We start from the raw sequence: 20,365 nt of genomic DNA on the forward strand, positions 1-20,365 counted from the left end.
TCGAGGTGGGCGACGGCCAGGTCAGCGATCTGCCCTCGTCCGTGGACGCCATGGACCTGTACGCGCATCTGCCGGTTCCGGACTGACACCGGCGGTGCCACCATCGGGTCGGGGAGGGTGTGCTCGCCGTCGCGCTGGGCGGCGTACTCGGCGAGGGACAGCGGGGCGGACGCGACGTCCGGGCGCGGGAGCATGGTGGCCGCGGTGGGGACGGCGGCCTGGGCGGCGCGGGTGCGGCGGCGGGACTTGATGGCGGCGCGCTCGGGGGCCGCGACGGGGGCGGGGGCGGCGGGGCGGCGCCAGACGCGGGCGACGACGACGACCTCGCGGGGTTCGCGGATCGGGGTGAGGCGGCACCAGGTGCGGGGTTCGGCGAGGTAGCGGCTCTGGGAGAGCAGGAGTTCGGTGAGGCGCTTGCCCTCGATGACGGGACGGGTTGCGAGCCAGGTCAGGACGCCCGGGGGGACGATGTACAGGACGTGCCAGGGCGACTCGAAGGGGATGCCCGCCACCTTGAGGAGCAGGATCCACGGGACGAACACGCCGGCGAAGACACCGATCTGGACGAGCGGCAGCGGCATCGGCAGCCGTAGGTCGTACAGCTTGTAGAGCCGCTTCTCGATGCGCCATATGTTCGTGTACGTGGGTAGATCCACGCCCCTACTCCCCTAACTGTGCGAGCACGGTGTCGGCTGCGGCGTCCCGTGCGGGGGGCGCCCGACCTCGGTGTCCACCGGTGCGGAAGTCAGGTGATGTCCACTCCCAGGGCCTTCGCTATGGCCTTGGCCGTGGTCTCGATGATGTTGGGCACGTAGAAGACCACGCCGATCCCGATCGCCAGCACGATGAACTGGACGAAGCGCGTGATCTCCCGGGTGAAGAGGAAGAAGATCGCGACGATGGAGACGATGACGAGGAACAGCGGGCCGAAGATCTGGCGCAGCCAGTCCGCGAGCTGGTCGGTCTTGAGTTCGTCGTTCGGCGCCGCCAAGATCTCGTGCGGGATCGACGCCATCATGTGGTTCAGCATCGATGGGGCTACCTTCCTGGATCGGCGGGTGGGACGGGGGTCGGTTCCCGCTGTTCTCTCATGATGCGCTCGGCTCGGTGGTGCCGCGGATGTCCCGCACGTACCAGGTGGTGTTCTTCTTCACCATCGTGAGCTGATACGTCTGCTCCAGTTCGCCGTTGCCGGCGGTGCCGCTGCCGGTGACCTGCCACACGACCGTCGCGGTGACGGTGCGCTCGCCCGCGGCGCCCTTGGGGGCGACGACCTCCTTGACGGAGACGAAGCCGACGGAGTCGGCGAGCCCGGCGATGGGGGTGCCGTCGGAGAAGCGCGACAGGGCGGCCTGGTCGCCGTGGGCGTACGCGCCGAAGAAGACGCCGAGGAACGGTTGCAGTTCGCTCTCCAGGGCGGTGTCGCGGTCCTGGACGCCGCCCTGCGGGAGCGCGGCCTTGGTCGGCGGGGGGAGCAGGGCGGGGCGGCCGGAGACGACCATGGCGCCGCCCTTGGCGTAGACCGGGACGGCGAGGCGGAGCCACTTGTCCTGGGTGCGGGCGAGGAGCGTCACCGTCGCGTTGTCGGCGTCGCGCGCGTCGATGCCGGCGACCTGGACGGACTGAACCTGGAGCGAGCCCACGCCGTTCCAGCCGAACTGGGAGTCGGCGCCCTCCGGCAGAAAGGTGGCGAGCTGCTGCGCGCGGGCGGCGGCGCTCTTCTGGTCGTAGTTCAGGTAGACGTTGGCGAACTGGAGGGCGAACGCGCCGGCGGCGCTGCTCGGGAACTGCGCGGTCCGGCCGGGCTTGGGCTCGCCGGTGGTGGCGGGCTGGTCGTCGGCCGTGAAGCGCTCGAAGGGGGCGCGGATCCCGTTGACGAGGATGACGAGGATGAGCGCCCACAGGACGGCGCGCCCGACCCAGATCCACCAGCGGCCGCCGGATCCGCCCCAGCGTCCGCCGCCGCGCCCGCCGTCACCGCCCGAGCGTCCGCGGCGCCGGCCCTGCCGCGGCACGTCCCACGGGTCGACGGACGTGCCGAGCGCCCGGCCGGGCGCGGACGTCTCCTCGACGACGGCGGTGTCACGGCCGCGTGCAACGGCCGACCTGCGAGCCATCCTGCCTCCGCTCGCGCCTCGCCCCCGGTCGGCGCGCTCCTGTTCACTGGTCGTGTGCTGGTGGCCGAATCCGGACCCACCACGGGCCCAGGGTAACCACGGGCGTCAATTGTTCCAGCGCATCGCAGCGAAGCACAGCCCCGGCACGCGGTTGTGGATAATGCAATCCACCTCAGCAGGAACGGGGAGGATTGCCAAACGGTGACTATCGCGGAGCGATACCTCCGAAAGGTGCGTTTGGCTCGTTAGATGACAAGCATCTCGAATCGGACGGTGCTTGCTGACCTGCTGGCGTTCCCGACCGCAACCTCTCCCCGAAAGAAGCGGTCAACGTGGCCGCTACGGGACATAGCGCGATATATCCCCTACGTCCGGTAGCGTGCGCACCACATGCAACACCCGTCCCGCGAGGCGCACAACCCCCGGAGGCACCAAGGGCCCCACCCGGAGGCGGGGCCCTGGCGAGGCGGGCGGCGCGGACGGTGCGCGCGGGCGTCAGACGTTGAAGCGGAACTCCACGACGTCGCCGTCCTGCATGACGTACTCCTTGCCCTCCATGCGGACCTTGCCCGCGGTGCGGGCGGCCGCCATGGAGCCGGCCTCCATGAGGTCGCCGAAGGACACGATCTCGGCCTTGATGAAGCCGCGCTGGAAGTCGGTGTGGATGACGCCGGCCGCCTCCGGGGCGGTGGCGCCCTTGCGGATCGTCCAGGCCCGCGACTCCTTCGGGCCCGCGGTCAGGTACGTCTGGAGCCCCAGGGTGTCGAACCCGATCCGGACGAGCTGCGACAGCCCGGACTCCTCCTGGCCCATGCCCTGGAGCAGTTCGAGCGCCTCGTCGTCGGGCAGCTCGATCAGCTCCGCCTCGATCTTGGCGTCCAGGAAGATCGCCTCGGCGGGGGCGACGAGCGCGCGCAGCCGGGCGCGGACGTCCTCGTCGGCCAGCTCCTCCTCGTCGAGGTTGAAGACGTAGAGGAACGGCTTGGCGGTGAGCAGGTGGAGCTCGCGCAGCAGCGCGAGGTCGATGCCGGCCTTCTCGGCGCCCGCGAACAGCGTGACGCCCTCGTCGAGCAGCCTCTGCGCCGCGGTGACGGCCTCGACGACGGCGAGCTTCTCCTTGTCCTTCTTGGTGCGCGCCTCCTTGTCGAGGCGCGGGAGCGCCTTCTCGATCGTCTGGAGGTCGGCCAGGATCAGCTCGGTGTTGATCGTCTCGATGTCGCGGGACGGGGCCACGTCGCCGTCCACGTGGGTGACGTCGGCGTCCTCGAAGGCCCGGATGACCTGGCAGATCGCGTTGGTCTCCCGGATGTTGGCGAGGAACTTGTTGCCGAGCCCCTGCCCCTCGGAGGCGCCCTTGACGATGCCCGCGATGTCGACGAACTCCATCGTCGCCGGAATGATCTTCTGCGAGCCGAAGACCTCCGCGAGCGCGGCCAGCCGCGGGTCGGGCACCCCGACCACGCCGACGTTGGGCTCGATGGTCGCGAACGGGTAGTTGGCGGCCAGCGCGTCGTTCTTGGTCAGCGCGTTGAAGAGGGTGGACTTGCCGACGTTGGGCAGCCCGACGATTCCGATGGAGAGGCTCACGGCGGTCAAGTTTATGGGCCCCGGGGGCCCACTCCAGACGACGATCGGATGAACGTTTCCGCGGGTGGCCCGGCCGCGGCGCCCCGCGGGACCCCGCGGTGGCCGCCCGCGAGACCCCGCGGTGGCCGGGCCGCCTCCGCGGCATGTGCCGGGTATGCGCCCCGGCGCGCCGCGGCCGTTGGCGAACAGTGCGGCCAATTGTCCGTCCGGGACCGCTTCCGGCGCGTCGCGGTCGCACCGCGCACATCCGCTGTCACGATGAAGGGATGGATCTCGCGCTGTTCGCCGGCCTCCTCGTCGGGGCCGTCTTCGGCGTCGTCGCCGGGTACGCGCTCGCGACGGGGCGGCAGGGCGCGCTGATCGCCCGGGCCCGGGCCGCCGAGGAGAAGCTCGCCTACGCCGAGGGGCGGATGGCCGAGCACTTCGAGAACCTCTCCGCGAAGGCGCTGGACGCCAGCAACCAGCGCTTCCTGGAGCTGGCGGACGCGCGGCTCAAGGCGGCGGGCGCCGAGGCGGCGGGCGAGCTCCAGCGGCGCCAGCAGGCCGTCGAGCACCTCGTGGCCCCGCTCAAGGAGACCCTGTCCAAGGTCGAGGAGCAGCTCCGCGAGGTCGAGACGGGACGCCGCGAGTCGCACGCCATGCTCGCGAAGCAGGTCGACTTCGTCCGGCAGAGCTCCGACCAGCTCCGCCGCGAGACCCAGTCGCTCGTGCGGGCGCTCCAGCGGCCGGAGGCCCGGGGGCGGTGGGGCGAGCTCCAGCTCCGCAGGGTCGTGGAGCTGGCGGGGATGGCGCACCACTGCGACTTCGACGAGCAGGCGGGCGCCGCCACCCGCGACGGCACCGTCCGGCCGGACATGGTCGTCCGGCTCGCGGGCGGCAAGAACATCGTGGTCGACTCGAAGGTGTCCCTGGCCGCCTACCTCCAGGCCGCCGAGAGCGGCGACCCGGTGCGGCTGGACGCGCACGCCCGCCACCTGCGCGACCACGTCGACCGCCTCGCCGCCAAGTCGTACTGGCAGGCGTTCAGCCCGGCGCCGGAGTTCGTCGTCCTGTTCATCCCGGGCGAGGCGTTCCTCGCCCCGGCGCTCGACCGCGATCCCGGGCTGCTGGAGTACGCGATGCGGCGGCGCGTGCACATCGCCACCCCGACCACCCTGATCACGATGCTGCGGACGGCCTCGTACGCCTGGCAGCAGGCGGCCCTCTCGCGCAACGCCCGCGCGGTCTTCGAGCTGGGCAAGGAGCTGTACGAGCGGCTCGGGACGATGGGCCAGCACGTCGACGAGCTGGGCCGCGCGCTCACCGGGGCGATCAAGTCCTACAACCGGACGGTCGGCTCGCTGGAGACGCGGGTGCTCGTCAGCGCGCGCCGCCTGAACGAGCTGGGCGTCGTCGAGGGCCCCTTGGACGGTCCGCAACCCGTGGAGGAGAGCCCCCGGGCCCTGTCCGCGGCCGAACTGACCATGCCTGGCGAGCCGTCCGACGGGCCGTCCGGCGCCCTCGCGAACGGCGATCTCGACGGCGAACGCCCCGAAGCCTTCCCTCGCCCCCGCGCCGCTGACCGCAACCGGACCGAGGGCGAGACCGGCCACGCCGCCGACCGCGACGGGACCGCCGGTGAGGACGGCGACGACCTCGGCGATGACCTCGGCGATGACCTCGGTGACGGCCTCGGTGACGATCGCGACGGCGGGCGATTCCGCCCGGCCTCCGCCGCGGAACCGGTAGGTTTCGGCGAATGGGCCATCCCTGATCAGGTTGATCAGCGGGAGAGGTGGCAATGAGCAGATCGACGGTCCGCGACGCGCCGGAGGGCGCCTCGCCGTCCCCGGGAGGTCCAGTGCGACGTCAGCGCGGTGCCTCCGGCCGGCCGAAGGCGGAGAGCTCCTCCGCGGCGCCGGTCACCCTCACCGGACGCGGCGGGATCGTCGTCATGTTCGGCACCGGGCTCGTGTGCGCGCTGCTGTCGCGCTGGCTCGGGGTGCCGCTGCTCGCCGGGGGCGGCTTCGCGGTCGGGTGCGTGCTCGCCGCGTTCGCGACCCGTCCCGCGGACCTGCTCACGCTCGCCGTCAGCCCGCCGCTGGTGTTCTTCGCGGCGACGTTCGCGGCGGTGTTCGCCACCACGCTCGGGGACGGCTCGCTGGCGCGCGGCCTGACCGTCGGGGTGCTGACCGCGCTGGCGGCCACCGCGCCGTGGCTGTTCTTCGGCACGCTGCTGGTGCTCGTGATCTGCCTGTTCCGCGGGCTTCCGGAGAACGTGCGGGAGCTGCGCGACAAGCTCGCCGGGGTGCGCCTGTTCGAGAAGGAGGAGAACGAGAACCCCGTCCGCTGGGACGAGTCGCCCTCCAGGCGGGAGCGGCGCCTCCACCACGGCGAGGTCGACTGACCCCGCCGCATCGGCCCGGTCAGACCGGGGTGATGCGCAGGTCCTTGCGGAGCTCGTGCGGGAGCGCGAAGCGCATGCTCTCCTGGACGGACTCGATCTCCTCCGCCGCGCCGAAGCCGCGCTCGGCCAGCCACGCCAGCACGCCCTGGACCAGCTCGTCCGGGACGGACGCGCCGCTGGTGACGCCGACGGTCGTGACGCCCTCCAGCCAGGCCGGGTCGATCTGCTCGGCGTAGTCGACGAGGTGGGCGTCGTCGGCGCCGTGCTCCTTGGCGACCTCGACCAGCCGGACGGAGTTCGAGGAGTTCGTGGAGCCGACGACGATGACGAGGTCGGACTGCGCGGCCATCTCCTTGACGGCGGTCTGCCGGTTCTGGGTGGCGTAGCAGATGTCGTCGGACGGCGGGTCCATCAGCTTGGGGAACCGCTCGCGGAGCTTCTCGACGGTGGCGACGGTCTCGTCGACCGACAGGGTGGTCTGCGACAGCCAGGCCACCTTCTCGGGGTCGCGGACGGTGACGTTCGCCACGTCGTCGGGGCCGTCGACCAGGTGGATGTGCTCGGGGGCCTCGCCGGTGGTGCCGATGACCTCCTCGTGGCCCTCGTGCCCGATGAGCAGGATGTCGTAGTCCTGCGCGGCGAACCGCACGGCCTCCTTGTGGACCTTGGTGACCAGCGGGCAGGTCGCGTCGATGGTGCGCAGGTCGAGGCCCTTGGCCTCCTCGTGCACGACCGGGGCGACGCCGTGGGCGGAGAACACCACGATCGCGCCCTCGGGGACCTCCTCGGTCTCGTCCACGAAGACCGCGCCGCGCTCCTCCAGCGTCTTGACGACGTGGACGTTGTGGACGATCTGCTTGCGGACGTAGATCGGCGCCCCGTACTTCTCCAGGGCGATCTCGACCGTCTGCACGGCGCGGTCGACGCCCGCGCAGTAACCACGCGGCTTGGCGAGCAGGACACGGCGCTGGCTGTTGGTCATGCTCCTATCGTACGAGCCGTCCCATCCGTCCCGTGCAGTGCGGGAGGGGGTCCGCCCGGGGGCCCGCGAGCCCCGCGGGCCAGGTGCCGCGGGGGTCAAAGCTCTGGTGAAGCCCGCTGTGTGATTGAATCCACGTCGCTTTTGGACAGAAATCCATTAACCCGGGGTGACCGCAATGCACCCATGGGGCACAGTGAACGTGGTGGCATCAGGTCGGCGACGGGACGGCGGGGAGGCCGTCGGCGGCGGCGGAACGACACTACAGCGGCACTTCAGGACGGCAGGAGAAGGGATGACGATGACGAGATCACCGCGCCGCCTCAAACAGCAGGTCCAGGACACGGTGGGCGAGCAGGTCCGCGACCTTCCGCTGCACGCCGTCCGGCTGGCCATGTTCGGCGTCGGGCGGGCGCTGCTGCTCAGCGACCGGGTGACCCGGGACTACAAGGAGCTCACCGAGGGCGGCGGGGTGAAGCCGGTGATCGGCCGGCTGCGCGCCGACGTCACGGGCACCGCCGGGAAGGTCACGGGCACCGCCGGGAGCATCGTCGGGCACGTGGTCGGGCGCGTCCGCGGCGGGGACGCGGAGCCCGAGCCGGAGCCCGCCTCCCGGGCCAGGGCGACGGCGCGGCGGACGACCGAGGACGAGGGGGCCGGAGCGGAGATCTCCATCGGCAAGCCCGCCGCGAAGCCCGCCTCCGCGAACACCGCCGCAGGCGAGCCCGCGGCGAAGCACACTCCGAGGCACGCGCGCCCGGACTCCGGGCCCGTGGCCAAGCCCGCGCCGAACCCCGCGGTGGACGAGCCGAAGCCCGAGGCGGAGGCCCAGGCGAAGCCCGCTCCCAGCCCGGAGCCGGTGCCGAGCCCGGAGCCGGCTCCGAAGCTCGCCGCGGAGGCCGCCCCCGACGGCGCCCCGGAGGCCGGGTCGGAGCCGGACCCAGAGAAGGCCGCGTTCGAGCCGAGGCCCGAGCTGAAGCCCGCCGCACAGGCCGAGGCCGAGCGGGCCGCGAAGGACCTTCCGGTGCCGAACTACGACGCGGCCACGCTGCCGCAGCTGCGCGCGCGCCTGCGGGGCCTGTCCGCCGACCAGGTGAAGCTCCTGCGCGAGTACGAGCGCAAGCACCTCGCCCGCGCCGAGGTTTTGAGGATGTACGAGAACCGGATCTCCAAGCTGAACGGCCTCAGCTGAGGTCGAAGCCCCCGGCCCGGGACGTCGAGTCCAGGGCGACAGCGCACAAGGAACGGCCCCCGGAGCTCCGGGGGCCGTTTCGCGTTCCATGAGCATCATGCCGGACGTCACGCCGGGACGGACACGTCCTGGAAGGCGTGGTCGACGTCCACCCGCTCCAGCGTTCCCAGGTGGCGGCGGCGCACCGCGAGGATGCCGATCGCGACGGCGCAGCAGGCCGCGCCGACGACGTAGGGCAGGTGCGGGTTGACCTCCTCGGCCAGCTTCGTCGCGAAGTAGGGGGCGAGGGCGCCGCCGAGCCAGCGGACGAAGTTGTAGCCCGCCGAGGCGACCGGCCGCGGGTTGTCCGAGACCTCCATCGCGGCCTCGGTGAAGGCGGTGTTGTTCAGCCCGATCGGGATGCCGGACAGGATCGTGCAGGCGATGATCCCGCCGTGCCCGAGGAACGCCAGGCCGAGCTGGAACACGATCAGCAGGGCCAGCGCCAGGTGCATGACCCGGACCGTCCCGATGCGGCGCTGAAGGGCGGGCGCGCCGAACACCGAGGCGAGCGCCACCATGACGCCCCAGCCGAAGAACACGAGGCCGATGCCGTGCGCGCTCATGCCGAGCACGAACGGGGTGAAGGCGAGGACGGTGAAGAACGCGTAGTTGTAGAACAGCGCGGTGAACGCGGTCGTGGCCAGGCCGCCGTGCCCGAGGGCGCGGATCGGGGCGCTCAGCCGGGTCTTCTCGGCGGGCCGCGGCATGCGTCCGAGCAGTGTCGCGATCAGCAGGAAGCCGGCGGCCATCAAGGCGGCGGTGCCGAAGAAGGGGAACCGCCAGTTCAGGTCGCCGAGCAGGGCGCCGGCGAGCGGGCCGAGCGAGATGCCGAGGCCGAGCGCGGCCTCGTACAGGATGATCGCGGACTCGGCGCCGCCGGTGGCCGCGCCGACGATCACGGCGAGCGCGGTGGCGACGAACAGGGCGTTGCCGAGGCCCCAGCCGGCGCGGAAGCCGACGAGCTGGCCGACGGTGTCGGACGTCCCGGCGAGCGCGGCGAACAGGACGACGAGGGCCAGCCCGATCAGCAGGGTCCGCTTGCCGCCGATCCGGCTGGACACCCAGCCGGTGACCAGCATGGCGACGGCGGTGATCAGGAAGTAGCTGGTGAACAGCAGCGACACCTGGCTCGGCGTGGCGTCCAGGTTCGTGGCGATCGCGGGCAGGATCGGGTCGACCAGCCCGATGCCCATGAAGGCGACGACGGCGGCGAAGGCGGTCGCCCACACCGACATCGGCTGCCTGAGGATGCCGCCGCCCCGGGTGGAGGGCTCAGCGTCCATGGTCACCTTCCTCTCAGGGATATCTAGGGAGAGGCGAAGAGCTTGTCCAGGGCCGGCAGGGCCGCGGCGATCGCCGCGCGCTCCGCGTCCGTGAGGCCCTCGAACCGTTCCGTCAGGAACGCGATCCGCCGCTCGCGCCCGGCGGCGAGCCGCTCCCGGCCCGGCCCGGTGAGCCGGACGGTGACGACGCGGGCGTCCGAGCGCTCCCGGCCGCGCTCCACGAGGCCGTCCCGCTCCAGCCGGTTGACCTGCGCGGTCATGGTCGGCAGCCGGACGCCGTGCTCGGCGGCCAGTTCCGTCATGCGGCGCGCGCCGGCCTCCAGCGAGCCGAGGACCGACAGCTGCTGGCTGGTGATCGGCTGGTCGGCGCCGGCCTGCCGCAGCATCAGCACGACGTGCCGGAGGCGCCGGTTGAGCCGTTCGGCGAGGTCCCGCGCGGAGCCGGTCCCGGAGTCGGTCGCGGAATCGGTCACGGTGCTCTCCTCCAATTACTTAGTCAGTCTAAGTTAGTCGCGCTAAGAATCAAGGCGGCCCGGGTGTCTTCCCGGTCACACGCCGCGCCCGACACCGTAGGCTTCCGGGCATGGCGATGGAGACCACGGCCGAATCCCCCGTGCCGGTGCGGACCGTCCTGCAGGCCGTCGGCGGGTGGATCGCCAAGCTGGGCCGCATCTGGGTCGAGGGCCAGATCACCGACCTCAACGCCCGCGGCGGGACGGTCTACATGACGCTGCGCGACCCGGTGGCGAACATGTCGGTGCGCGTCGTCGGGCCGCGCGGCGTGTTCGAGGCCGCCGGTCCCGCGGTCACGGACGGCGCGCGCGTCGTCGTGCACGCCAAGCCCGACTTCTGGATCAACCGCGGGACGTTCTCGCTGAGCGTCCTGGAGATCCGCCCCGTCGGCGTCGGCGAGCTGCTGGCCCGGCTGGAGCGGCTCAAGCAGGTGCTGGCCGCCGAGGGCCTGTTCCGGCCCGAGCGCAAGCGGCCGCTGCCGTTCCTGCCCGCCAAGGTCGGGCTGATCTGCGGGCGCGACTCCGACGCCGAGCACGACGTGCTCCAGAACGCGCGGCGCCGCTGGCCGGCCGTGGAGTTCCAGGTCGAGAACACCGCCGTGCAGGGCTCGTACGCGGTCGGCGAGGTGATGGAGGCGCTCCGGAAGCTGGACGCCGATCCCGGGATCGATGTGATCATCATCGCGCGGGGCGGCGGCGCGATGGAAGACCTGCTGCCGTTCTCGGACGAGGCGCTCGTCCGCGCCGTCGCCGCGGCCCGGACGCCGGTGGTCAGCGCGATCGGGCACGAGCAGGACAGCCCGCTCCTCGACCTCGTCGCCGACGTGCGGGCGTCCACCCCGACCGACGCCGCGAAGAAGGCCGTCCCGGACGTGCGGGAGCAGCTCCAGCTCGTCCGGCAGCTCCGCGACCGGGGCCGCCGGTGCCTCGCGGGCGGCGTCGAGCGGGAGCTGGCCTGGCTGAAGGGGGTCCGGTCGCGGCCCGCGCTGGCCGATCCGGTCCGCGAGGTCGAGCGGCAGTCCGAGCAGGTCCTCGCGCTGCGGGACCGGGCGCGCCGCTGCCTGGCGAGCGCCCTGGACCGCTCGGGGGACGAGCTGTCCCACACCCGCGCCCGGCTGCTGGCCCTCTCCCCCGCGGCGACGCTGGAGCGCGGCTACGCGGTCGTCCAGCGCGAGGACGGGGCCGTCGTCCGCGAGTCGGCGGGCGTGAAGGACGGGGAACGCCTCCTCGTGCGGCTGTCCGACGGGCGGCTCGGGGTGACCGTGGCAGACCGCGATGGGCTCTAGGGTGGGGCGTGTGGCCGACGAGAAGACAGCTGACAAGCCGTCCTACGAGCAGGCGCGCGACGAGCTGGCCGACGTCGTCCGGCGGCTGGAGGCCGGCGGGCTGACGCTGGAGGAGTCCCTCGCGCTGTGGGAGCGCGGCGAGCGGCTCGCCGCGATCTGCGAGGAGTGGCTGGAGGGGGCGCGGGCCAGGCTCGCCGCCGCAATGGCCCGCCCCGAGGACGGCGGCGAGACCGGCCCGGCCCCCTTCTAGACCCGGCCCCTTCTAGACCGCCGTGTCGAAGTTGATCGCGCTGTAGGCGCGCAGCTTCTCCAGCTGGTGCTGGCTGGAGATCGTCCGGATCGTGCCGCTGCGGGACCGCATGACCAGCGAGTGCGTCACCGCGGTGCCCTTGCTGTAGCGGACGCCGTCGACGAGCTCGCCGTCGGTGATGCCGGTGGCCGCGAAGAACACGTCGTCGGACGTGACCAGGTCGTCGGTGGTGAGGACCCGGTCGAGGTCGTGGCCGGCGTCGATCGCCTTCCGCCGCTCGGCGTCGTCCTGCGGCCACAGCCGGCCCTGGATGACGCCGCCCAGCGCCTTGATCGCGCAGGCCGCGATGATGCCCTCGGGGGTGCCGCCGATGCCGAGCAGCAGGTCCACGCCGGTGCCCGGCCGGGACGCCATGATCGCGCCGGCGACGTCGCCGTCCAGGATGAACTTGATCCGGGCGCCCGCCTCGCGGACCTCCTTGACGATGTGCTCGTGCCGGGGCCGGTCCAGGATGCAGACGGTCACGTCGTGCGTGGACGAGCCCTTGGCGCGCGCGATCGCGCGGATGTTGTCGGCGATCGGGCGCTCGATGTCGACGACGTCCGCCGCCTCGGGCCCGGTGACGAGCTTCTCCATGTAGAAGACCGCGGACGGGTCGAACATCGACCCGCGGGGCGCCACCGACAGCACCGCGATCGCGTTGTTCATGCCGAGCGCGGTGAGCCGGGTGCCGTCCACCGGGTCCACCGCCACGTCGCACTCGGCGCCGCCGCCGTCCCCGACCTCCTCGCCGTTGTAGAGCATCGGGGCGTTGTCCTTCTCCCCCTCGCCGATCACGACGACGCCGCGCATGGACACGGTGTTGATGAGCTGGCGCATCGCGTTCACGGCGGCGCCGTCGGCGCCGTTCTTGTCCCCGCGGCCGACCCAGCGGGCCGCGGCCATGGCGGCGGCCTCGGTCACCCGGACGAGCTCCATCGCCAGGTTGCGGTCCGGCGCGGCGGGCTCGGTCGTGAGCGGGGAGGAGACGGGTGTTTCTTCGGACATCGCGGGGCAGCCCTTCGGTCGGTGGTGCTCGGATTCTCTGCGGACCGGACGCCGGGCCACAAATTGGACCAGACCAGAGCCGGCCGGCCGGAGCCGCCGGGCACCGTGGCGGACGCGTGATTTTGACGGTCGCACGGGCAAGGGATCGTTTCCCCAGCGGAAGAGGGCGTAATCTCAAGCCTCATGAGCAGCGACATCGGCGTCTCGTCCGGCCGGGTGACTCGGAGCGGCGGCGCGCGTGCCACCGGCGTGCCCGAGCGGGCCTCCGACGGCCCCGCGCGGACCTCCGACCGCGGGGCCGCCACGCGCGGCGCCCTGCTGGCCGCGGCGAGGGACGTCTTCTGCGAGTCCGGGTTCGCCCAGGCCGCGGTGACCGACATCGTCGCCAAGGCGGGCGCCAGCGTGGGCAGCCTGTACCACCACTTCAACGGCAAGGCCGACCTGTACCTGACGCTGTTCGAGGAGTTCCAGGCCGGGCAGCAGGAGCGCACCCGCGAGGCGATCAACGCGGTGCGGGAGGCCGGCGAGACCGACCCGATGCGGCAGTTCATCGCCGGGGCGGGCGCCTACCTCGACGGCTGCCTGGAGGAGCGGGACGTGGCCCGCCTCTTCATCTCCGGGGACGGCCCGCCCGGCTTCGACCGGGTCATGCGGCAGCGTCTGAACAAGTGGGCGCGCCGCAACGCCGCGCTGTTCCACACCGCCGACGGCGGCACCGACGAGGCCCTGGTCACGGTGCTGACGGGGGCGATGGCGGGCGCGGTGTCGGAGATCTCGCTGATGAACGACGAGAGCGCGGCCCGCGACCACGCGGCCAAGATCATGGCCATCGTGGGCACGATCCGGAACCCCGGTACGGAGCAGCCCTGACCGTGCGGGATCCTGGAGGGGTGACCGACAAGACCCCTGCCCCCGCCCAGGAAGCCGAGGAGCCCGCCGCGCGCCCGGAGGAGCCCGGCGCGGCGCCGGCCGGGCCGCCCGCGGTCGTCGAGGTGAGCCCGGCCGTGCACAAGCGGCTGACCACGGGGCTCGGCGGCTTCACGATGGCGATGGGCGCGTGCCTGCTGCTCGTGCTGGCGATCTTCCTGATCACCCCGCGCAGCCACGAGGAGGTCCTCCCCACGGTCGACTACGGCTCGCAGCTGTGGGCGATGCGCAACGACGCGCCCTACACGTCCTACGCGCCCGAGGGGCTCCCCGCGGGCTGGCGGCCCACCAGCTCCCGGCTGAACGGCCTGGACGGGTCCGGACGCAAGCCCGTCGCCTGGCACCTCGGGTTCGTGACGCCCAGCGACGAGTACGCGGCGCTGGAGCAGAGCAACGAGAAGGCGTCCGAGTACGTCCCGCGGATGACGAACAACAAGAACCCGATCGGGACGCAGCAGGTCGCCGGGGTGACCTGGACGAAGTACTACCGCAAGGACAAGAAGGCCAACTCGCTGGCGCGGACGCTCCCCGATGGGGTGAGCCTGGTGGTGACGGGCACGGCGTCCTACGAGGAGCTGGCCGTCCTCGCGGCCTCGCTCAGGCCGCAGTCCAAGCAGGGCGCGGGCCTGACGCCGTCCGCGCAGCCGACCTCGAAGTCCTGACGGCGCCGCGCCGGTAGGCGCCGCCCTAGCGGCCCCGGCCGAGGCGGCCGCGGACGCGTTCGCGGAGCGTGCGGCGGGGCGCCCGGGCCCGCACGGAACCGAAGATCAGCGTGCCGCCGACCTCGATCGTCGGGCCTTCCGGGACGGGCCGGGTGCGCACCTCGCGCGTGCTGAGGATGGTGCGGCTCGTCACGTCCACCCGGACGCCCTCGGGCACCAGCAGCCGGATCCGGCCGCCGAGCACCATCGAGTCGACGACGATGTGGCGGCGCTGGAGGACGGCCTCGCGCAGGTCCAGTTCGACCGTTCCGAACAGCGCGAGCAGGGGCAGCTTCACGGGAACCACCCAGCGGCCCTCCCGGCGCGTCCGGCCGAAGAAGACCGAGACGGGGCGGTCGTCCACGAGGATGGGCTGCGCCTCCTCGGGGCTGAGGTCGCTGGTCAGGCCGGTCAGCTCGCCGAGGGTGCGGGCGGAGAGCGCCCGGGAGGAGCGGTCGGCGTGCTCCTCCATGGTCAGCCTGCCGTCGGCGAGGGCCTCGCCGAGCATGGTCGCGACGCGTTCCCGGTCGGCGTCGGACGCGCGCAGGTCGCGGACGCGCGTCGGCTGTTCGGCGGCCGGGCGACGGGGGATGTCCACACCTAGAGGTTAGCGGCCGGACGGCCGAGGGCCTCCAGAACGCGGCGGGGGAAAACCAGTGGGGTTTTCGGCGCCGCTCTCCTTAGGGTGACCGCATGACGCTGCACGGTGCCAGGCTCGCGACCACGGAGGCGAGCGGGGGCGCCGCGGCGATCAGCCTTCGCGGGGTCGTCAAGCGCTTCGGCGACTTCACCGCGGTGGACGGGCTCGACCTGGACGTGCCGTCCGGGAGCTGCCTGGGGCTCCTCGGGCCGAACGGCGCCGGGAAGTCCACCACCATGAAGATGCTCACCGCGCAGGCCATCGCGGACGAGGGCACCATCGACGTGCTCGGCTTCTCCGTCCCACGCGAGTCCAAGCGCGCGCGGGCGGCGATGGGGGTCGTCCCGCAGCAGGACAACCTCGACGAGGAGCTGACGGCCAGGGAGAACCTGGAGGTGTTCGCGCACCTGTACCGGGTGCCGCGCGGGGAGCGGCGGCGGGCGGTCGACGACGCGCTCGCGCTCGCGCACCTGACCGACCGGCAGCGCACCAAGGTCGACGACCTCTCCGGCGGCATGCGCCGGCGGCTGCTGATCGCCCGCGGGCTGGTGCACCGGCCGGCGCTCGTCCTGCTGGACGAGCCGACCGTCGGCCTGGACCCGCAGGTCCGGGCGGAGCTGTGGGGACTGATCGACGGGCTGCGGTCGCGCGGCACGACGGTGCTGATGTCCACGCACTACATCGAGGAGGCCGAGCGGCTCGCCGACGAGTGCGCGCTCATGTCGCACGGCCGGGTGATCGCGCGCGGCAGCCCGGCGGGGCTGGTGGCCGAGCACGCGGGCGCGCGGGTCGTCGAGCACTACGGCCCGCCGGACCGGCTCGCGGACGTGGAGCGGCTGGCCCGCGGCGCGGGGCTGCCGACGCGCCGGACGGGCCCGTCGGTGTCGGTGCTGCGGGCCGAGAGCATCCCGCCGTCGCTGGACGAGCGGCTCGGCCCGGACGGGGTGCGCCGCGCGGCGAGCCTCGAAGACGTCTTCGTCGTCCTGACCGGGGAGCGGGTGGAATGATCGTCCGGGCCGAGGGGGCGCCGCGGCGGCCGGAGCGGCTGCGGCGGTTCGAGCTGGCGCCGGTGCGCGGCATCTGGCGGCACGAGCTGGCCCTCTACAAGCGCTACTGGAAGTCGCAGTCGTTCGCGTCGATGGTCGAGCCGACGTTCTTCCTGCTCGCGTTCGGCTACGGGTTCGGGTCGATGGTCGCGGCGATCGGGGACTACCGCTACCTCGACTTCGTCGCCACCGGCGTCGTCGGCACGGCGGCCCTGTTCACGTCGGTGTTCCCGGGGATGTTCAACGGCTACATCAGGCGCGTGTTCCAGCACACCTACGACGCGATCCTCGCCACCCCCGTGGACGTCCACGAGCTCGTGACGGCCGAGGCGCTGTGGATCGCGGCCAAGTCGGCGGTGTACTCGTGCACGCCGCTGATCGTCGCGCTGTTCTTCGGGCTGGACCCGTCGCCCGGCATGCTCCTGGTGCCGATCGTCACGTTCTTCACGGCGCTCGGCTTCGGGCTGTTCGGGATGTGGACGTCCTCGGTCGTCCCGTCGATCAACTCGTTCGACTACGTGATCACGGGCGTGGTGACGCCGCTGTTCCTGATCGCCGGCACGTTCTTCCCCGTCGGCACGCTGCCCGGCTGGGCGCGGCACGCGGCGCAGCTCAACCCGCTGTTCCACTGCGTCGAGCTGGTCAGGCACGCCGTCTTCGGGCTCCGCCCGCTGGCCGACCTCGGCCATCTGGGCGCCCTCGTGCTGTTCGCCGCGCTGATGTGGCTGATCGCCGTCCGCGGCATGCGCCGCCGCCTCATCGGCTGAGACCCGCCGCCGGTCATTGACCTGGGACGTCCCCGGTCTCTACGCTGACGCGAATCTTCTTCATATTCCGCGGCTCAGGAGGTCGGACCCCATGAGCGAGGGCATCACGACCCGGGACGCGCGCGCCCGCTTCGCCGCCTACACGGCGTTCGCCGTCCAGGGGCTCTGCTTCGCCTCCCTCGTGACGCAGGTCCCGAAGATGCAGGACGCGCACCACCTCAGCGACGCCACGCTCTCCCTCGTCCTGCTGATGGTCCCGCTCGTCGCGGGAGCGGGCAGCGTCGCGTCCGGCGCGCTGTTCCCCCGGGTCGGCAGCGGCCTCGTCCTGCGCGTCGCGCAGCCCGCCGTGGCCCTGACGATCGTGCTGATCGGCCTCACCGGCGACAACGACCCCGCCCTGTACGGCGCGGTCGCGCTGTTCGGGCTGTTCGTCGGCGCCGTGGACGCCTCGATGAACGCGCAGGCCATCGCCGTCGAGCGGCGCTACGGCATCAGCCTGATCACCGGCTTCTACGCCGTCTGGAGCGTCGCGGGCATCCTCGGCGGGCTCTGGGCGTCCCTCGCCAACAAGCTCGACCTCGCGCTGCTGACCGGCTTCGCGATCGCCGCCGCCGTCGGGATCGCCGCGTCGCTCGGCACCGGCCACCTCCTCTACCGCCGGGACGAGGAGGGCGACGGCCCCACCGCCGCCGAGCTCAAGGCCGCCGGGCGCAGCGTCCCGTGGCGGCCCATCCTCGTGGTCGGCGCGGCGATGGCCGTCGCCTACCTCGCCGACTCGGCGATCTCCAACTACGGCGCCAAGTACCTGGACGACGAGCTGTCCGGCAGCGACTGGGTCGCGCCGCTCGGCTACGTCGCCTACCAGATCGCCATGGTCGTGAGCCGGGCCGTCGCCGACCTCGCGGTGCGGCGCTCGGGACCCGTCAGGGTGGTGCGGCTCGGCGGCCTGGTCGGCATCGCCGGCATGGCCGGGGTGGTCGCGGCGCCCGACGCCGCCCTCGCCATCGCGGCGTTCGCGGTCGCCGGGCTCGGCCTCAGCGTGATCGCCCCCGTCTCGTTCTCCGCCGCGGGCCGTGTGGACCCGACGGGCCTCGGCGTCGCCGTCGCCCGCGTCAACATCTTCAACTACGTGGGCTTCGTCCTCGGCGCGGCCGTGGTCGGCGCCGTCGCGCCGGTGAGCGACGACCACGGCCTCCGCCTGGCGTTCATCGTCCCCACCGCCCTGATCCTCGTCGTCTTCGCCACAGCCCGAGGCTTCGACCCGACGCCCGTGGAAGGCGCCAAACCCGACGCTCCCGCCATGGAACGCCCCGTAGCCTGACCGACCCGAATCCGGGCTATGCCTCTTCTGCCATGGCGGTGATGGCTTCTTCGCCGGCGGCCTGGGCCTGCTCGGGGGTCATGTCCTCCAGGGCTCGGCTGAGCGCGACCATGGCGGCGTCGGCCGCCGCGCGGAGGGTCACGGCGTGCTCCACCGCTCGCTCGATCTCGCCGAGACCCACGCAGTCGAAGGCCACCTGTGCGTCGTGACCGGCCATCTTGAGCTGCCGCGCGGCCTCTTCCAGACTCATGCATACCTCCTACACCGGGGACCGTTCTCCTACCCGCGAGCACCCTGGGTAATCGCTCGTCCCAGGAGCTCCGCCGCTTCCGCAAGGCGCGTCTCACCGTGGCGGGCATATCCGAGGACGAGCGCGGGCGGCGCGCTCCCGGCGCGCTCGGGCGACCACATGCTCCGGGCGCCGGAGACCGACAGGCCCAGGCCCTCCGCGTCCTCCACGACACGCTCCTCGTCACACCCGTGCGGAAGCTCCACGTAGAGGTGAATGCCCGCTGAGACGCCTTGAACCATCGCGCCGGGAACATGAGCGGAGAGAGCGTCCGCGAGCGCGTCGCGCCGTGCCCGGTACCTGCGCCGCATCATGCGCAGATGCCGGTCATAGGCACCGCTCCGGACGAACTCGGCGAGCGCGTACTGCTCCAGGACGGGCGCCCCGAGGTCGGTGTTGCCGCGGTGCGCGCGCAGCCGCCCGGCGAGGGCCGGGGGCGCCACCGCCCAGCCGAGCCGCAGCGCGGGCGCCAGGGCCTTGCTCACCGAGCCGAGCAGGACCACCCGGTCGGGGTCCACGCCCTGGAGGCAGCCCACCGGTTCGCGGTCGTAGCGGAACTCGGCGTCGTAGTCGTCCTCGATGACGAGGCCGTCGACGTGCCGCGCCCAGGCGATGAGCGCGGCGCGGCGCGGCGCGGACAGCACGACGCCCGTGGGGAACTGGTGCGCGGGGGTGACGAGGACGGCGCGCGCGCCCGTCGCGGCCAGCGCCTCGACGTCCAGGCCGTCGCGGTCCACCGGGACGTGGACGAGGCGGACGCCGGTCGCCCGGAGCATCGGGAGCTGCCGGGCGCTGGTCGGGTCCTCCACGGCGAGCGTCTTGTGCCCGTCGGCCAGCAGCAGCCGGACGACGGCGGACAGCCCGTGCGCGACCCCGTTCATGATCACCACGCGGTCGCGGCCGGCGTGCGCGGCGCGGACGCGCGACAGGTAGCCGGCCATCTCGGCGCGCAGCGCGGGCACCCCGCCGGGGTCGGGGTAGGCGAGGGCGTCGTTCGGGAGCGTGCGCAGTGCCGTGCGGGCGGCGGCGAGCCAGCGGTCGCGGGGGAACGCCGCCAGGTCGGGGTGGCCCGGCCACAGGTCGTACGACGGGCCCGGGACGCCCGGCGGCGCCAGGTCCGGGCGGCTCCGCGCCGCGTTCGCGCCCGTGCCGTCCGGTGCGGCGTCCGCGAGGGGCGCCGTGCCGTCGCGGGGGTCGTCCGGGCGGGCGAGCGGCGCGATGCGGGTCCCGTCGCCGCGCCGGGCGATGAGGAACCCCTCGGCGGTGAGCTGCTCGTAGGCGGCGACGACGACGCCGCGCGACACGTCCAGGTCGCGGGCGAGGTCGCGGCTCGACGGGAGCCGGGTCCCCGCGGTCAGCCGGCCCGACCGCACCGCCGCGCGGAAGCCCGCGGCGATCTGCGCGGAGAGCCGCCCGGCGGTCCGGTCGATGGGGAGATGAAGGTCGGTCACACCAGCTTCAGCGCCGCCGGGGGCGGCGCGTGTCACGGGCTCCGCATTGGTCCTGGTCAGAGCCGTGTGATTGGTTCTGTCGGAAGGACCACGGGCGGCCCTAGCGTCGCCTTCATGAACGCACCTCCCGATCGCCGCGGCACGGTCGCCGCCGCGGCCGCCATGTCCCTCGTCGGCTCGCTGACCGCGGTCTCCGCGACGATCGCGGACTACCCGGTGTTCGGCGGGCAGGCCGTCCGGTACGCGGCGGCCGCGCTGATCCTGCTGGCCGTCGCCCGGCTCCGCTGCGGGCGGGACGGGCGGCCCGTCCGGCGGGCGGCGCCGCGGGACTGGGCGCTGCTGGCGGCGCTCGCGGCGACGGGCCTCGTCGCGTTCAACGTGTGCATCGTGGCGGCCACCCGGGACACGAGCCCGGCCACGATCGGCACGGTGATCGCGACGGTGCCGGTCGTGCTGGCGGTGGTCGGGCCGCTGCTGGACGGGCGGCGCCCGGCGCCGGTGGTCGTGGCGGCGGCGTGCGCGGTCGCGGCGGGGGCGGGGCT

At 73.0% G+C, this 20,365-nt stretch carries 22 protein-coding genes; 11 read left to right on the forward strand and 11 right to left on the reverse strand.

Annotation, left to right across the window (positions count from 1 at the left end; translation table 11 throughout):
• The 4 genes from E1300_RS52925 to ychF all read right to left on the reverse strand — a co-directional run.
• On the reverse strand, positions 1-656 hold a 656-nt coding region (locus E1300_RS52925; protein WP_131761427.1), incomplete at its 3' end, for a conjugal transfer protein.
• A gap of 89 nt (positions 657-745) precedes the next feature.
• On the reverse strand, positions 746-1,030 hold the full coding sequence (locus E1300_RS35130; RefSeq protein ID WP_131761428.1) for a hypothetical protein: 285 nt from the start codon (positions 1,028-1,030) through the stop codon (positions 746-748).
• A 58-nt stretch (positions 1,031-1,088) separates the two neighbouring features.
• On the reverse strand, positions 1,089-2,117 hold the full coding sequence (locus E1300_RS35135) for a conjugal transfer protein (RefSeq protein WP_131761429.1): 1,029 nt from the start codon (positions 2,115-2,117) through the stop codon (positions 1,089-1,091).
• Between the two features lie 495 nt (positions 2,118-2,612).
• Positions 2,613-3,704 carry a redox-regulated ATPase YchF gene (gene ychF / locus E1300_RS35140; RefSeq protein WP_131761430.1) on the reverse strand — a complete coding sequence of 364 codons (1,092 nt, stop codon included), beginning with the start codon at positions 3,702-3,704 and terminating at the stop codon, positions 2,613-2,615.
• 266 nt (positions 3,705-3,970) lie between these two features.
• On the opposite strand from ychF, the gene E1300_RS35145 reads away from it, so the two are divergent.
• Complete coding sequence (locus tag E1300_RS35145; RefSeq protein ID WP_131761431.1) at positions 3,971-5,488, forward strand: DNA recombination protein RmuC; 1,518 nt, start codon at positions 3,971-3,973, stop codon at positions 5,486-5,488.
• Positions 5,485-6,090, forward strand: coding sequence for a DUF6542 domain-containing protein (locus E1300_RS35150; protein ID WP_207400126.1), 606 nt, complete (start codon positions 5,485-5,487; stop codon positions 6,088-6,090). Before E1300_RS35145 ends, E1300_RS35150 begins: the two co-directional genes overlap by 4 nt.
• Before the next feature lie 19 nt (positions 6,091-6,109).
• Here the strand turns inward: E1300_RS35150 and E1300_RS35155 are convergent, their stop codons facing one another.
• The gene (locus tag E1300_RS35155; RefSeq protein WP_131761432.1) at positions 6,110-7,072 is read right to left on the reverse strand and encodes a 4-hydroxy-3-methylbut-2-enyl diphosphate reductase; all 963 of its coding nucleotides are present in this window, start codon (positions 7,070-7,072) and stop codon (positions 6,110-6,112) included.
• A 298-nt stretch (positions 7,073-7,370) separates the two neighbouring features.
• On the opposite strand from E1300_RS35155, the gene E1300_RS35160 reads away from it, so the two are divergent.
• Positions 7,371-8,261: a DUF8129 domain-containing protein gene (locus E1300_RS35160; RefSeq protein ID WP_131761433.1), complete on the forward strand. Its 891-nt coding sequence runs from the start codon at positions 7,371-7,373 to the stop codon at positions 8,259-8,261.
• A gap of 107 nt (positions 8,262-8,368) precedes the next feature.
• On the opposite strand, the gene E1300_RS35165 is transcribed toward E1300_RS35160, so the two are convergent.
• Together E1300_RS35165 and E1300_RS35170 are read right to left on the reverse strand one after the other, a co-directional pair.
• Positions 8,369-9,586 carry an MFS transporter gene (locus E1300_RS35165; RefSeq protein ID WP_131761434.1) on the reverse strand — a complete coding sequence of 406 codons (1,218 nt, stop codon included), beginning with the start codon at positions 9,584-9,586 and terminating at the stop codon, positions 8,369-8,371.
• 23 nt (positions 9,587-9,609) lie between these two features.
• Complete coding sequence (locus E1300_RS35170) at positions 9,610-10,059, reverse strand: MarR family winged helix-turn-helix transcriptional regulator (protein WP_242619582.1); 450 nt, start codon at positions 10,057-10,059, stop codon at positions 9,610-9,612.
• Between the two features lie 110 nt (positions 10,060-10,169).
• On the opposite strand from E1300_RS35170, the gene xseA reads away from it, so the two are divergent.
• Both xseA and E1300_RS35180 read left to right on the forward strand, forming a co-directional pair.
• Entirely contained in the window at positions 10,170-11,384 is a 1,215-nt protein-coding gene (gene xseA, locus E1300_RS35175; protein ID WP_131761435.1) for an exodeoxyribonuclease VII large subunit, read from the forward strand.
• Positions 11,374-11,634 (forward strand): exodeoxyribonuclease VII small subunit, encoded by a 261-nt coding sequence (locus E1300_RS35180; RefSeq protein ID WP_131761436.1) that lies wholly within the window; start codon positions 11,374-11,376, stop codon positions 11,632-11,634. Before xseA ends, E1300_RS35180 begins: the two co-directional genes overlap by 11 nt.
• Positions 11,635-11,646: 12 nt before the next feature.
• Here the strand turns inward: E1300_RS35180 and glpX are convergent, their stop codons facing one another.
• On the reverse strand, positions 11,647-12,681 hold the full coding sequence (glpX, locus tag E1300_RS35185; RefSeq protein WP_131761437.1) for a class II fructose-bisphosphatase: 1,035 nt from the start codon (positions 12,679-12,681) through the stop codon (positions 11,647-11,649).
• Positions 12,682-12,864: 183 nt separating this feature from the next.
• Between glpX and E1300_RS35190 the strand changes: the two genes are divergently transcribed.
• Positions 12,865-13,551: a TetR/AcrR family transcriptional regulator gene (locus E1300_RS35190; protein WP_131761438.1), complete on the forward strand. Its 687-nt coding sequence runs from the start codon at positions 12,865-12,867 to the stop codon at positions 13,549-13,551.
• 20 nt (positions 13,552-13,571) lie between these two features.
• Entirely contained in the window at positions 13,572-14,270 is a 699-nt protein-coding gene (locus tag E1300_RS35195) for a DUF4245 domain-containing protein (RefSeq protein WP_242619584.1), read from the forward strand.
• Between the two features lie 25 nt (positions 14,271-14,295).
• On the opposite strand, the gene E1300_RS35200 is transcribed toward E1300_RS35195, so the two are convergent.
• A complete protein-coding gene (locus E1300_RS35200) occupies positions 14,296-14,907 on the reverse strand; it encodes a DUF1707 SHOCT-like domain-containing protein (RefSeq protein ID WP_242619585.1) in 612 nt (203 codons plus the stop codon).
• Between the two features lie 95 nt (positions 14,908-15,002).
• On the opposite strand from E1300_RS35200, the gene E1300_RS35205 reads away from it, so the two are divergent.
• The 3 genes from E1300_RS35205 to E1300_RS35215 all read left to right on the forward strand — a co-directional run bounded on the left by E1300_RS35205 (position 15,003) and on the right by E1300_RS35215 (position 18,083).
• Positions 15,003-15,956 (forward strand): ABC transporter ATP-binding protein, encoded by a 954-nt coding sequence (locus E1300_RS35205; protein ID WP_131761440.1) that lies wholly within the window; start codon positions 15,003-15,005, stop codon positions 15,954-15,956.
• The gene (locus E1300_RS35210; RefSeq protein ID WP_131761441.1) at positions 15,953-16,762 is read left to right on the forward strand and encodes an ABC transporter permease; all 810 of its coding nucleotides are present in this window, start codon (positions 15,953-15,955) and stop codon (positions 16,760-16,762) included. The genes E1300_RS35205 and E1300_RS35210 overlap by 4 nt, the downstream gene beginning before the upstream one ends.
• Positions 16,763-16,853: 91 nt before the next feature.
• A complete protein-coding gene (locus E1300_RS35215; protein WP_242619586.1) occupies positions 16,854-18,083 on the forward strand; it encodes an MFS transporter in 1,230 nt (409 codons plus the stop codon).
• A 16-nt stretch (positions 18,084-18,099) separates the two neighbouring features.
• On the opposite strand, the gene E1300_RS35220 is transcribed toward E1300_RS35215, so the two are convergent.
• Together E1300_RS35220 and pdxR are read right to left on the reverse strand one after the other, a co-directional pair.
• The gene (locus E1300_RS35220; RefSeq protein WP_131761442.1) at positions 18,100-18,333 is read right to left on the reverse strand and encodes a hypothetical protein; all 234 of its coding nucleotides are present in this window, start codon (positions 18,331-18,333) and stop codon (positions 18,100-18,102) included.
• A 29-nt stretch (positions 18,334-18,362) separates the two neighbouring features.
• A complete protein-coding gene (pdxR, locus tag E1300_RS35225; RefSeq protein ID WP_131761443.1) occupies positions 18,363-19,823 on the reverse strand; it encodes a MocR-like pyridoxine biosynthesis transcription factor PdxR in 1,461 nt (486 codons plus the stop codon).
• Between the two features lie 114 nt (positions 19,824-19,937).
• Between pdxR and E1300_RS35230 the strand changes: the two genes are divergently transcribed.
• A partial coding sequence (locus E1300_RS35230; RefSeq protein ID WP_165503131.1) for an EamA family transporter occupies positions 19,938-20,365 on the forward strand: 428 nt, incomplete at its 3' end.

It is taken from the genome of Actinomadura fibrosa (genome assembly GCF_900659615.1).
GTDB lineage: Bacteria > Actinomycetota > Actinomycetes > Streptosporangiales > Streptosporangiaceae > Spirillospora > Spirillospora fibrosa.